This is a genomic window from Pseudomonas sp. Ant30-3 (assembly GCF_000690905.1).
Lineage (GTDB): Bacteria > Pseudomonadota > Gammaproteobacteria > Pseudomonadales > Pseudomonadaceae > Aquipseudomonas.
The window spans coordinates 1-13,507 of the sequence record NZ_JMCL01000105.1 but is presented as its reverse complement, the minus strand read 5'-3'; the positions used below and the strand labels follow the sequence as shown (position 1 = coordinate 13,507).

General features: G+C 61.1%; 11 protein-coding genes. 2 read left to right on the top strand and 9 right to left on the bottom strand.

The features are described from left to right. Positions 1–136: 136 nt before the first annotated feature. The 5 genes from DU29_RS0123470 to DU29_RS0123450 all read right to left on the bottom strand — a co-directional run bounded on the left by DU29_RS0123470 (position 137) and on the right by DU29_RS0123450 (position 7,378). The gene (locus DU29_RS0123470; RefSeq protein ID WP_028623909.1) at positions 137–1,162 is read right to left on the bottom strand and encodes a putative 2-aminoethylphosphonate ABC transporter substrate-binding protein; all 1,026 of its coding nucleotides are present in this window, start codon (positions 1,160–1,162) and stop codon (positions 137–139) included. 63 nt (positions 1,163–1,225) lie between these two features. Further along, positions 1,226–2,950, bottom strand: coding sequence for a putative 2-aminoethylphosphonate ABC transporter permease subunit (locus tag DU29_RS0123465; RefSeq protein ID WP_028623908.1), 1,725 nt, complete (start codon positions 2,948–2,950; stop codon positions 1,226–1,228). Continuing rightward, on the bottom strand, positions 2,950–4,026 hold the full coding sequence (locus DU29_RS0123460) for a putative 2-aminoethylphosphonate ABC transporter ATP-binding protein (protein ID WP_028623907.1): 1,077 nt from the start codon (positions 4,024–4,026) through the stop codon (positions 2,950–2,952). The genes DU29_RS0123465 and DU29_RS0123460 overlap by 1 nt, the downstream gene beginning before the upstream one ends. Positions 4,027–4,245: 219 nt before the next feature. Beyond that, positions 4,246–5,109: a LysR family transcriptional regulator gene (locus DU29_RS0123455; protein WP_028623906.1), complete on the bottom strand. Its 864-nt coding sequence runs from the start codon at positions 5,107–5,109 to the stop codon at positions 4,246–4,248. A gap of 16 nt (positions 5,110–5,125) precedes the next feature. Then, positions 5,126–7,378 (bottom strand): heavy metal translocating P-type ATPase, encoded by a 2,253-nt coding sequence (locus tag DU29_RS0123450; protein ID WP_028623905.1) that lies wholly within the window; start codon positions 7,376–7,378, stop codon positions 5,126–5,128. 84 nt (positions 7,379–7,462) lie between these two features. Here DU29_RS0123450 and cadR point away from each other — a divergent pair, with 84 nt between their 5' ends. After that, positions 7,463–7,912 (top strand): Cd(II)/Pb(II)-responsive transcriptional regulator, encoded by a 450-nt coding sequence (gene cadR, locus DU29_RS0123445; protein ID WP_028623904.1) that lies wholly within the window; start codon positions 7,463–7,465, stop codon positions 7,910–7,912. Positions 7,913–8,038: 126 nt separating this feature from the next. Here cadR and DU29_RS0123440 read toward each other — a convergent pair whose 3' ends face one another. The 3 genes from DU29_RS0123440 to DU29_RS0123430 all read right to left on the bottom strand — a co-directional run bounded on the left by DU29_RS0123440 (position 8,039) and on the right by DU29_RS0123430 (position 10,730). Next, positions 8,039–9,010: a thymidylate synthase gene (locus tag DU29_RS0123440; RefSeq protein ID WP_028623903.1), complete on the bottom strand. Its 972-nt coding sequence runs from the start codon at positions 9,008–9,010 to the stop codon at positions 8,039–8,041. A gap of 47 nt (positions 9,011–9,057) precedes the next feature. After that, positions 9,058–9,864: a prolipoprotein diacylglyceryl transferase gene (gene lgt / locus DU29_RS0123435; protein WP_028623902.1), complete on the bottom strand. Its 807-nt coding sequence runs from the start codon at positions 9,862–9,864 to the stop codon at positions 9,058–9,060. 83 nt (positions 9,865–9,947) lie between these two features. Next, the gene (locus DU29_RS0123430; protein WP_028623901.1) at positions 9,948–10,730 is read right to left on the bottom strand and encodes a sulfite exporter TauE/SafE family protein; all 783 of its coding nucleotides are present in this window, start codon (positions 10,728–10,730) and stop codon (positions 9,948–9,950) included. 132 nt (positions 10,731–10,862) lie between these two features. On the opposite strand from DU29_RS0123430, the gene DU29_RS0123425 reads away from it, so the two are divergent. Beyond that, on the top strand, positions 10,863–11,609 hold the full coding sequence (locus tag DU29_RS0123425; protein WP_028623900.1) for an NRDE family protein: 747 nt from the start codon (positions 10,863–10,865) through the stop codon (positions 11,607–11,609). Between the two features lie 115 nt (positions 11,610–11,724). On the opposite strand, the gene ptsP is transcribed toward DU29_RS0123425, so the two are convergent. Next, the coding region (ptsP, locus tag DU29_RS0123420; protein ID WP_028623899.1) for a phosphoenolpyruvate--protein phosphotransferase at positions 11,725–13,507 on the bottom strand (1,783 nt) is incomplete at its 5' end.

The window sequence follows — 13,507 nt, the reverse complement described above, 5'->3', positions numbered from 1 at the left end:
TAATGTCCTGAATGAAAGACCGCTATCGCTGGCAGGCCAGCTCCCACAGGGTTGGCGCTAAACACAAATTCTGTAGCTGCCCTGAAACTGTGGGAGCTGGCCTGCCAGCGAATAGGCCCTGTCAGTCAATGAAGATTTACTTGGCAACCACCTTCTCGGACTTGCCGTCATAGCGCTTGCGCCACTCGGTCAGGATTGCATCGCGATTCTTCGAGGCCCAGGCAAAGTCATTCTTGATCAGGCGCTGCTCATAATCCGCCGGCAATTCGGTTTGCGGCTTGGCGATGCCAGGCTGCGCAAGGACAGCAAAGTTCTCTTTGTACAAATCCATCGCCGCCGGGCTGGCAGAGAAATCAGCCAGTTTCTTCGCCGCTTCTTCGTGCGGTGTGCCCTTGATCACGGCAGTCGCTTCGATCTCCCAGCCCAGGCCCTCTTTTGGCAGGATGATGTCCAGCGGCGCGCCCTGACGTTTCAGCTGAACAGCCGGGTATTCGAACGAAATGCCGATCGGGAATTCACCTGCCGCGGCCAGTTTGCACGGCTTGGAACCGGAGTGAACGTACTGACCAATGTTCTGGTGCAGGTCGTCCATGTACTGCCAGCCCTGCTTCTCGCCGAAGGTTTGCAGCCAGGCGCTGACGTCAAGGAAACCGGTGCCGGACGACGCCGGGTTAGGCATGACGATCTTGCCTTTGTACTCAGGTTTGGTCAGGTCCTGCCAGCTCACCGGTTTGCTTAAACCCTGCTTCTCCGCTTCGACGGTGTTGAAGCAAATGGTCGCGGCCCAGACGTCCATGCCAACCCAGGCAGGCGGGTTAGCGGCGTCGCGATAGTTGCCGCCGATCTTGTCCAGGTCTTTTGGCGCGTAGGTTTGCAGCATGCCTTGCTGATCGAGAATCGCCAGGCTCGAAGCGGCCAGGCCCCAGACCGCGTCGGCCTGCGGACGGGCTTTTTCAGCGAGCAGTTTGGCGGTGATGATGCCGGTGGAATCGCGCACCCATTTGATCTCGACGTCCGGGTTGGCTTTTTCGAAGGCTTGTTTATACGTCTTCAGCTGTTCGGCTTCGAGGGCGGTGTACACCGTCAACTCAGTGGTCGCCGCGAAGGCGTTCAGGCTGAAAGCAGAGAGGACAGCAGCGGCCAGGGCCAGGGGCTTGAACATGATCTTTTCCTGTTTTGAGTTGAGGGGCTTTCGATTTAAAGGCAGCGATTTAAAGGCTGCGAATCAGTTGCCGGGCGCCGTCTGCCGCCAGGCCTGGGAGCGGCGCAACAAACCGCGCGAGGCCCAGGCCAGCAGCAGGGACACGCCCGCTGAGGTGAACAGAATCAGGGTCGACATCGCCGCCGCGCCGCCGACGTTGCCGGCGTCGTCCATGTTCAGCACCGCCACCGCCGCGAGGATGGTGTCGGGGCTGTAGAGGAAAATCGCCGCCGAGACGGTGGTCATGCCCGAGACGAACAGGTAGCGCACGATGTCCAGCAGCGCCGGCAGGCAGATCGGCACGGTGACGCGCAGGTAATGCCGATACAGCGGCGCCTTGAGCGACAGCGCGGCAGCTTCGAACTCGGCATCGAGCTGACGCAGCGCGGTGGTCGCGGTCATTTGCGCAGTGGTCAAATAGTGAGCGATGGTGCAGACCACCAGCAGCGTCATGGTCCCGTAGAGCACATGCAGCGGGTTGCCCGTAAGGTTGAAGAAGAAAACGTAACCGAGGCCGAGCACCAGGCCGGGGACCGCCATCGGTACAAAGCTGAGCATGCGCAGGGTCAGGTTCAGTCCGCGCTGGCCTTTGGTTTTTTCCATCAGGTAGGCACCGGTGAAGATCAGCACGCTGCCGATCAATGCCGTGCAGATGGCCATCCTCACGCTGTTGCCATAGGCCAGCCAGCCGCCGCCCGCCGTGTCATTGAACTGGTAGTGGTTGAGCGACAGCGACAGGTTGTACGGCCAGAATTTCACCAGCGACGAGAAAACGGCCATGCCGAACACCAGCAGCAACGCCGCGCAGAGCAGCAAGACGATGGTGAGGTAGCAACCATCGCGCAGCCTCGAAGGTGCCGGTTGAAAGACCTGCGCCCGACCGCTCATGGAATCGCCCTGACGCCGACGCAGCCAGGCATCCACCGCAAAACTCAGCAGCGCCGGCAGCAGCAGAACCATGCCGATCAGCGCGCCGCGACCGAATTGCTGTTGGCCAACCACGGCTTTGTAGGCTTCCAGCGCGAGTACTTGATAATCACCGCCGACAACGACGGGCACGCCGAAGTCGGTGATGGTCAAGGTGAACACCAGACAGAACGCCGCGAACACGGCCTGACGCGTCGCCGGCCAGGTAATGCTGCGAAAGGCTTTGGCCGGACTGGCGCCCATGCTGGAGGCGGCATCGAACAGTCGCGCATCCGCCAGGGACAGCGCCGACAGCAGAATCATCAAAGCGTGTGGGAAGGTGTAGATGACCTCGCCGAGCACAATGCCCCAGAAACCGTAGATGTTGTCCGAGAGCAAACCGCGCAGCATGCCCTGATTGCCGAACAGATAGACCAGAGCGATCCCTGGCAACATCGACGGCGCCATCAACGGCAGCAGCGAGATGCCGCGCCAGATACCTTTGCCAGGAATCAACGTGCGCTGCAGGGCGTAGGCAAACAGATAGGCCAGCGGTACGACGATGGCCGCCACACTGAGGGAAACTTTCAGGCTGTTCCCGACCAGCCAGTGAAAATTCGCACTGGTGACCAGCTCCCGTGCGGCGACCCAGCCACCGCCCTGCCCGGCTTCCGAACTGAAGCCGCGCCAGAAAATGGCCATTAACGGCATCAACACCGCTACGCCGAGCAGCACCAGCAAGAGGACTTTGCCGCCGACCACGAACACCCGGTCGCCGATCTCGGCACGGGAGGTCTGCCGAACCTGCTTGTGCGGTATCGGCAGCGCGATGTTCGCGCTCATCAGGCGAACACCTGCAAGCTGCGCGGGGGCAAAGCGACCATAATCTGCTGCGCGCCGAGGCGTGGCATGGATTCCGGCGCCAGCTCGGCGAGCAAGGCGTGGCCGGGCAGTTGATCGAGTTCGAAACTCATGCGGCAGCGATTGCCGAGGAAGGTAATTTCGCGGATTTTCGCCGGGAACAGGTTTTCCTCATGCACCGGCGGGTTGACGTTGATCGCCTCCGGGCGGCAGAACAAACGGCCCGACGCGGTTTTCGCACTGCCGTCGGCCAGACGCATGCTCATGCCGCCGACTTGCGCGTGGCTGTCACTGCTGCGGTTGAAGGGCAGCCAGTTACCCTGACCGACAAATTCCGCTACAAATGGGGTCGCCGGTCGGTCGTAGATGTCTTGCGGCGAGGCGTATTGCTCGACCTTGCCGTTGTTCATCACGGCGATACGGTCGGCCATCAGCATGGCTTCGTCCTGGTTGTGCGTGACCATCAGCGTGGTCACGCCGAGGTTGCGCTGCAGTTGACGCAGCTCGGTGCACAGATGCTCGCGAACCCGGGCGTCGAGGGCCGACATCGGTTCGTCGAGCAACAACAGCGAGGGCGCCGGCGCCAGAGCGCGGGCCAGGGCGACACGTTGTTGCTGGCCGCCGGACAACTGACCAGGGTATTTTTTCTCGCTGCCGATCAGGCCGACCAGTTCCAGCATCTGTCCAACGCGCTTGCGCACTTCATCGCGGCCACTGCCGGCGAGGCCGTAGGCAATGTTCGCTTCGACGGTAAGATTGGGGAACAGCGCGTAGGACTGGAACAGAATGCCGTAGTCCCTCGCCTGCGGTGCGAGGTGAGAAACGTCGCGATCACCGAGGTACAGTTCGCCGCTGTCCTGCTTCTCGAGACCGGCGATGCAGCGCAGCAGCGTGGTTTTGCCACAGCCCGACGGGCCCAGCAGACACACCAGCTCACCGGCCGCGACGTCGAGCGAGACGTTGTCCAGCGCGGTGAAGGCGCCGAAGCGTTTCTGCACGCCCCGCACTTTCATCGGCGCACCGGGGTTGGTCAGGGCAGTTGCGATCAAGTGGTTCATGGACAGGCCTCATCAAGCAGATGAGGCTCATCCTAGGGATGTAATGCGTCTGTCATGTGGCAGTGAGGCAAAAATGGCTGATAGTGGTATTCAGGGATTTGGGTTGGGGTTTTTGGTGCCTGATCTATCGTCATCGCGAGCAGGCTCACTCCTACAGGGGAATGTGGTCAAACTGTAGGAGTGAGCCTGCTCGCGATAGGTCCAGCAGCAATACAGATCTCAAACAGGCGACATCTCCTGCGCCAACCCCAGAAACGCAGCCGGCAATCGCGCGCCTTTGCGTTCCTTGAGGCAATACAAATACTCCGGAATCTGCGGCGCATTCTCCAGCGTCAGCACGCGCAATTGCGGGTCGTGCGGGACTTCCTGACGAGCGATCAGGCTGATGCCGATGTTGCGCAGCACCGCTTCGCGAATCGACTCGCGGCTGCCGATCTCCAGCAACGGGCCGAAGCTGACCCCGGCGCCGGCCAGCAACTCTTCGGTCAGACGCCGAGTGGTTGAACCCGACTCGCGCATCAACAAGGTATGCCCGGCCAGTGCGCTCAGCGGCACATGGTCGTGCACCGCCAGCGGGTGATTACGATGCACCGCCAGCACCAGCGGATCGCTGCCGAGCACCCGGCGGATCAGCCGCGCATCGTCGAGCATCTGCGAAGAAGCGGCAACGTCGACCCGATAATCCTCCAGCGCCTCGATCACTTGCTGGGAATTGCCGATCTCCACCGACACTTCCACCTGCGGCAGACGCTCGCGAAAAGCCTTCACCAGATCGAGAATGTAGTACGGCGCCGTGGCGGCGATGCGCAATGTGCCCTGAACCTGGCCGCTGTTGCGCAGGAAAAACTCGATGTCTGCTTCCTGCTGCAACAGCGCCTTGACCATCGGCAGGAGGCGCGCGCCCTCATCACTGACGCTAAGGCGACGGCCACCGCGATAGAACAACTCCACCGAATACTGGCTTTCCAGCTGGCGAATCTGCGTGGTCACCGTCGGCTGACTGAGGCCAAGCTTCTTCGCCGCCAGGGTGATGCTGCCCAGGCGGGCCACCATATAAAACGCCTTCAGCTCGGCACTCAGCACTGCTTTCCCTCATTGCTCATTTACGCAACAGGCGCAAACCGTTGAACACCACCAGCAGGGCGACGCCCATGTCGGCAAACACCGCCATCCACATCGTAGCGAACCCGGCAAAGGTTACCCCAAGAAAGATCGCTTTGATGACCAATGCCAGGGCGATGTTCTGTTTGAGGACTCGCGAGGTCTGACGCGATAGCTTGATGAATGTCGGAATTTTGCGCAGATCGTCGTCCATCAGGGCGACATCGGCGGTTTCTATCGCGGTATCGGTCCCGGCGGCGGCCATTGCGAAGCCGATTTCGGAACGCGCCAGCGCCGGCGCATCGTTGATACCGTCGCCGACCATGCCGACCCGATGGCCCCGTGCATAAAGTGCCTCGATGGCTTGCAGCTTGTCCGTCGGCAACAGATCGCCCTGCGCCTGATCAATCCCTACCTGTGCGGCGATGGCCTGCGCCGTGTGGGCATTGTCGCCGGTGAGCATCAGGGTTTTGATGCCCAGTTCGTGCAGTTGCCGGATCGCTTCACGGCTGGACTCTTTCACCGTGTCCGCCACAGCAAACAGCGCTAAGGGGCCGGACGAGTCGAGCAGTAACACTACGGATTTGCCCTGTTTTTCCAGGGCGAACAGCTTTTCTTCCAGCTCAGGCGAACACAGGCCGAGGTCTTCGACCAGGCGGTGATTGCCCAGGTGATAGGTCTGGCCGTTGATGTCGCCGCGTACACCACGCCCGCCTAACGCCTCGAAGTTATCCACAGCCAGCGCGGCGAGATTTTTGTCCTGCGCCGCATTCGCAATCGCCAACGACACCGGGTGATCCGAACGGCCAGCCAGCGCCGCAGCGATTGCCGGCGCCGTTTGATCGGCAGTCAGATCCAGCGACAGATAATCGGTCTGGATCGGTTTGCCGTGGGTGATCGTGCCGGTTTTGTCCAAGGCCAGATAATCGAGCTTGTAACCGCCCTCCAGATAGACGCCGCCCTTGACCAGAATGCCTTTGCGCGCCGCCGCCGCGAGGCCGCTGACGATGGTCACCGGGGTGGAAATCACCAGAGCGCATGGGCACGCGACCACCAGCAACACCAGCGCCCGGTAGATCCAGTCAAACCAGACTGCGCCCATGAACAGCGGCGGAATCACCGCCACGCCCAAGGCCATGACGAACACTGCAGGCGTGTAGATTTTTGAAAACTGGTCGACGAAACGCTGGGTCGGCGCCCGCGCACCCTGGGCCTGTTCGACGGCATGAATAATCCGCGCCAGGGTCGAATGATTGGCCGCAGCGGTCACCGAGTACTCCAGCGATCCCGCCTGGTTGATCGTGCCGGCGAACACCTTGTCGCCGAGGGTCTTCTCGACCGGCAGGCTTTCGCCGGTTATCGGCGCCTGATCGATCGTCGAGTTACCCGACACCACTTCACCGTCCAGACCGATTCGCTCGCCAGGCCGAACACGAACCCGCGCCCCGAGGTCGACGGTTTTGACGTCCTGTAAATTCCAGCTGCCGTCGGCCTGCAACACGGTGGCCTGCTCCGGGGTCATCTGCATCAAACCGCTGATGGCGTTGCGTGCACGGTCAAGCGACTTCGCCTCGATCAGTTCGGCGACGGTGAACAGGAACATCACCATCGCTGCTTCCGGCCACTGCCCGATCAGGATCGCGCCAGTCACCGCGATGCTCATCAGCGCGTTAATGTTGAGATTGAGGTTCTTCAGGGCGATCCAGCCCTTTTTGTAAGTGCCGAGGCCGCCGCTGAGGATCGAGACCAGCGCAATCACCGCCACCACCCAGTTCAGCGCGGCGTCGGTGAAGTGGATAACTTCGGCGACCAGCGCGCTCACGCCGGACAGCGCCAAGGGCCACCAGGATTTTTTATCGGGTGCCGGGGCCGGCGCGTCGACGCCCGGTTCCAACGGCTCGGCGTGCATGCCGAGGGACTTGATCGCGTCGATGATGGGCGCCGTGCCCGGCAGGTCGTGAGTGACCCCCAACACGCGGTTGATCAGGTTGAATTCCAGTTGCTGCACGCCGGCGAGCTTGCCGAGTTTGTTCTGGATCAGCGTCTGTTCGGTCGGGCAATCCATTGCGTCAATGCGAAAACTGCTCAGCCGCGCGTCGGCGCTGGGCGCTTCAGTCAACTGGACCAGCGCAGGCGCTGCAGCGTTCGACGAGCAGCAGGCACCGCCATGCGCATGCTTGGGCGCGGGTTCGGGTACGCTGCAGCAAGTATCTGCGGCCTCATGTTTGTGCGTGTGCCGGGAATCGCTCATTGGTTTCGTCCATAAAGGTGCCTGTTGCCAAGTAAAGACCCTGTAGCCACTATAGGGTCAAGCACCTATTCGGAAATGAACCTCATGAAGATCGGAGAACTGGCGAAACTTACCGACTGCGCCGTGGAGACCATCCGCTATTACGAGCGCGAACACCTGCTGCCGGAGCCGGCGCGCAGCGATGGCAACTACCGTGTTTACACCCAGGCCCACGCCGAACGCCTGACGTTCATCCGCAATTGTCGAACGCTGGACATGACGCTGGAGGAGATCCGCAGTTTGCTGGCGTTGCGCGACAGTCCGCAGGATCAATGCGAAAGCGTAAATGCGCTGGTTGATGAACATATCCATCACGTCAAAGCGCGAATTGATGGATTGATGGCGTTGCAGGCACAACTGCTGGACCTGCGCCAACGCTGTGGTGAAGGGCCGGAGGTCGATCAGTGCGGGATTCTGCAGCGGCTGGAAGTGAGTGGCGGGGTCGTGGCGCCGGAGGTGGAGCATTCGCATGTGGGCCGCCGTCACGGGCACTGAGAACACCACAAAACCAAATGTGGGAGCGGGCTTGCCCGCGAAGGCGTCGTGTCAGGCAACACTGATGTCGACTGGCATACCGCATTCGCGAGCAAGCCCGCTCCCACAGGGGTGCTGCGTTGGAGCTTAGACCGCCATCGGCGCGGTCATCGGCGGGTGGTGCTCATACCCTTCCAGCGAGAAATCACCCGGCTCGATCTGTTCCAGCCACTCGGGCTGATACACACCGGTCTTGGCGAACTCCGGCACGCGATCGCTGATTACCAGCTTCGGCATCGGGAACGGCTCGCGCTTAAGTTGCTCGTTGAGCATGTCCAGATGGTTCTCGTAAACGTGCGCATCACCAATGAAATAGGTGAACCAGCGCGGCGTGTAGCCGGTCAGGCGCCCGATCAGGCTCAGCAGCGCGGCGCCTTCAGTCAGGTTGAACGGCGTGCCCAGGCCCAGATCATTGGAGCGGATGTAGAGCGTCAGCGAGATCTCTTTGGTCTCGACATTCGGGTGGAACTGATACAGCAGATGACACGGCGGCAAGGCCATTTCATCGAGCTGCGCCACGTTCCAGCCGTGGAACAGAATACGGCGGCTGCCCGGGTCCTTGATGATCGTGTCGATGCACTGGCGAATCTGATCGATCGCTTTGTACAGCACCACATAGGCCTGGCCGTTCTCCTCGCCTTCGGCGATCTGCCGATAGCCCTGGCTCAGGGTCTGCTCGATGGCGGCATTGTTGCTGATCGGGATCTGCTTGTACGCTGGCCATTTGCGCCACTGCACACCGTAGATTTCGCCGAGATCATCCTCGCCCTGACGGAACGGGTTGGCCAGCCACTGCGCGTTTTCGTTGGCGTTCTGGTCCCAGACCTTGCAGCCCAGCGCACGAAACTCGGCAGCGTTGTTGACCCCGCGCAGAAAACCGCACATCTCGCCGATGGCCGATTTGAAGGCCATCTTGCGCGTGGTGATCGCCGGGAAACCTTCCTTCAGGTCGTAGCGCAGCATCGCACCTGGAAAACTGATGGTGTTGATGCCGGTGCGATTGGCCTGTTTGGTGCCGTTCTTGATGACGTGGGCGACCAGTTCGAGATATTGCTTCATGAATTACCTGTGTCCTTGAACCCGGGGCCGTCGCCCCGGGCTCCAATTTATACGGCCGCTGCTGGCGCTGCCGGTGCGCGGTGATAGGCCAGCCAGATCAGGAAGAGCCCGCCGAGGATCATCGGTACGCAGAGCACCTGACCCATGGTCAGCCAGTTCCACGCCAGATAACCGAGCTGCGCGTCGGGCACGCGGACGAACTCGACGATGAAACGGAAGATCCCGTAAAACAGCGCGAACATGCCGGAGACCGCCATGGTGGGCCGCGGCTTGCGCGAAAATATCCACAGGATCGCAAACAGCGCCACACCTTCCAGCGCGAATTGATAGAGCTGCGACGGGTGACGCGCCAGTTGCGCCGGATCGGTCGGAAACACCATCGCCCAAGGCACGTCAGTGGCTTTGCCCCACAACTCGGCGTTGATGAAATTGCCGATGCGCCCGGCGCCCAGGCCGATCGGCACCATCGGTGCAACGAAGTCCATCAGCTGGAAAAACGACTTGCCGTTCTTCTTGCCGAACCACAATGCCGCTAGCATCACGCCGATGAACCCGCCGTGGAACGACATGCCGCCCTTCCACACTTCAAAAATCAGCGTCGGGTTGGCCAGGTATGCACTCAGGTCGTAAAACAGCACATAACCCAGACGACCGCCGACAATCACGCCCATCGACATCCAGAACACCATGTCGGAGAGCTTTTCTTTGCTCCAGGTCGGGTCGAAACGATTGAGCCGGCGCGACGCCAGCAGCCACGCACCGCCGATGCCGATAAGGTACATCAACCCGTACCAGTGGATTTTCAGCGGACCGATGGCCAGGGCCACCGGGTCGATCTGCGGGTAAGGCAGCATTGCGACTCCTCGTTAGAGTTGAAACCAAAAAAATGCCCGGGCGACGATTTCACGCCAGGATTAAGCCAGTATTGCGCTGCGCGTCAGAGCACAAAGCTCAGGCCGACGCAGAACAACAAAGCGGCGAACAATCTTTTCAGCAGGCGCGGCGACAGACGATGGGCCAGTCGTGCTCCAAAGCGGGCGAAAATCATGCTGGTCAGGGCGATCCCCATCAGTGCCGGCAGATAAATGAAACCAAGACTATGGGCCGGCAACAGCGGATCGTGCCACCCCAGAATCATGAAACTTGATGCACCGGCCAGCGCAATCGGCAAACCGCAGGCCGAAGACGTCGCCACCGCTTGCTGCATCGGTACGCTGCGCCACGTCAAAAACGGAACAGTCAACGAGCCGCCGCCGATGCCGAAAATTGCCGACGCCCAGCCAATCACCGTTCCGGCCACGGTCAGCCCGACTTTACCGGGCACTGTCCGGCTGGCCTTGGGCTTGAAGTCCAGCGCGAGCTGAACCGCAATGATCAGCGCAAACACACCGATGATTTTCTGCAGGTTGGGGCCGGAAATCGCTTCAGCGGTCAGCGCACCAAAACCGGCACCTATCAGAATGCCGACGGTCATCCAGGCAAAGATCGGCCAACGCACGGCGCCGCGGCGGTGGTGCTCGAGTACGGCATTGACCGAGGTGAAGATGATCGTCGCCAGGGATGTGCCAACCGCCAGGTGCGTCAGGATCGAGGAATCGAAGCCCTGCAAGGTAAAACTGAATACCAGCACCGGGACAATAATGATCCCCCCGCCCACGCCGAACAGCCCAGCCAGCACGCCCGCGCAGGCGCCGAGCGCCAGATACAGCAGAAATTCCATGGCCGTCCTGGTCCGCTTCGCAAAATAGGCTCGCATGTTAACGGATGCGTGACCCGAGGCCCACTGCGGATGGCGATGGATCGATCAGCGTCGACTGGGTAGAGTGAGCAAAAAACACACAAGGACCGCCTTATGTGCCTGATTGTTTTCGCCTGGCGACCGGGTCATGCGCAACCGCTGATCGTTGCGGCCAACCGCGACGAATTTTATGCCCGGCCCAGTCTGCCGCTGGCGCAATGGCCGGAAGCGCCACAGGTTTACGCCGGACGCGACCTCGAAGCCGGTGGTACCTGGCTGGGTGTCGGCGCCAACGGACGCTTCGCCGCGCTGACCAACATTCGCGATCCCCATCAACCGCCCGCACGAAAATCGCGCGGCGAACTGGTGGCGCGATTTCTGACTGGTGAGATGCCGATTGATGATTATTTGAGCGACGTTGTCGGACGTTCGCTGGAATATGCCGGGTTTAACCTGTTGATCGGCAATGCTCATGAGCTGTGGCATTTCAATGCCCACGAAACCGAGGCGGTGATGGTGCCGCCGGGTGTTTACGGGTTGTCGAACGCCGGGCTGGACACGCCCTGGCCGAAGTTGCTGAGGGCGCGCGCAGGGCTGGAAGCGCTGCTGGACGATCCGCAGCCGGAGGCGTTACTGGCGTTGCTGAACGATCCGCAGCCTGCGCCGTTTACCGAATTGCCGGACACCGGGGTGGGATTGGCGACCGAAGCACTGTTATCGAGTGTGTTTATTGCCAGCCCGACTTATGGAACCCGGGCGAGTACGGCGCTGATTGTTCAGGCGGATGGGACGCTACATATGGTCGAGAGGAGTTTTGGGCCGTATGGAGGGCATCTTGGCGAAGTCGAAATCAGGGTTTGACCGTTGTTGTTGTCCGGACTGGCCTCATCGCGAGCAGGCTCGCTCCCACAGGGTTTTGTGATCGACTCAGCCCACCTGTGGGAGCGAGCCTGCTCGCGATGAGGCCATCAGTATTTTAGAGAGTCTTGGCCGACGCCGGATTAATCATTCGCGCCAAGCCCAGATTCTTCAGGGCCAATTGCAGCGAGCTGTGGATAACTTGCGGGTTGTCGATGGTCATCAGCTCAGCCAACAATTCCTTGGCCTTGCTCAGATTGATCTGGCGCAGCATCCACTTCACTTTCGGCAGGTTGGTGGCGTTCATCGACAGGCTGTCAAAACCCATCGCCATCAACAACACTGCGGCCGCCGGATCACCGGCCATTTCACCGCAGATACTCACCGGCTTGCCTTCGGCGTGGGCGTCGCGCACCACGTTCTGCAAGGCTTGAAGCACCGCAGGGTGCAGGTAATCGTACAGATCGGCAACCCTTGGGTTGTTGCGGTCAACGGCCAGCAGGTATTGGGTCAGGTCGTTGGAGCCGACCGACAGGAAGTCCACCTGACGTGCCAGTTCCTTGGTCTGATACACCGCCGCCGGGATCTCGATCATCACGCCAATCGGCGGCATCGGCACGTCGGTGCCTTCGTCGCGCACCTCGCCCCATGCCCGGTGGATCAGGTGCAGCGCTTCTTCGAGCTCGTGAGTGCCGGAGATCATCGGCAGCAGAATGCGCAGGTTGTTCAGGCCTTCACTGGCCTTGAGCATCGCGCGGGTCTGCACCAGGAAGATTTCCGGGTGGTCGAGTGTCACGCGAATGCCGCGCCAGCCGAGGAACGGGTTGTCTTCCTTGATCGGGAAGTACGACAGCGACTTGTCGCCGCCGATGTCCAGGCTGCGCATGGTCACTGGTTGCGGATGGAACGCGGAGAGCTGCTCGCGATAGATCGCCAGTTGCTCTTTCTCGCTCGGGAAGCGCTGGTTGATCATAAACGGCACTTCGGTGCGGTACAGACCCACGCCTTCTGCGCCGCGCTTCTGCGCCCGCGCCACGTCCGCCAGCAGGCCGGTGTTGACCCACAGCGGCATGCGATGGCCATCAAGCGTTACGCAGGGCAGATCGCGCAGCGCATCCAGCCCGAGGGAGAGTTGTTTTTCTTCCTCGACCACTTCGGCGAACTGCTTGCGCAGCACGTCGCTGGGGTTGGTATAGACCTCGCCGTGGTAGCCGTCGACGATCATCTGGATGCCGTCGACCTTGGAATACGGCAGATCGACCAGGCCCATCACTGTCGGGATGCCCATGGCCCGCGCCAGGATCGCCACGTGCGAGTTGCCGGAGCCGAGGACCGAGACCAGACCGACCAGCTTGCCTTCCGGCACCTCGCCGAGCATCGCCGGCGTCAGTTCTTCGCTGATCAGAATGGTGTTGTCGGGGTAGACCAGGGTCTGCTGACGCTCTTCCTGCAGATAGGCCAGCAGGCGTCGGCCGAGGTCCTTGACGTCGGAGGCACGCTCACGCAGGTAGGCGTCGTCCATCAATTCGAAACGGTTGACGTGTTCGGTGACCACCTGACGCAATGCGCCCTGAGCCCACTGGCCGGTCTTGATCACGGTGGTGATTTCGCTGCCGAGCGAGGCATCGTCGAGCATCATCAGGTAGACGTCGAACAACGCACGTTCTTCCGGACGCAGCTGATTCGCGAGTTTGGCGGACAACGCGCGCATGTCGGCGCGCACGCCTTCGATGGCAGTCTTGAACAGCCCCAGCTCGGCGGTGATGTCGGTGATGGTCTTGTCCGGTACCACGTCCAGATCGGCCGGCGGCAACATGACCACCGCAGTACCGACCGCCGCACCCGGCGAGCCCGGTACGCCGACAAACTTTGCTTCCTGAATGCCTTTGCCCTGACGGCCC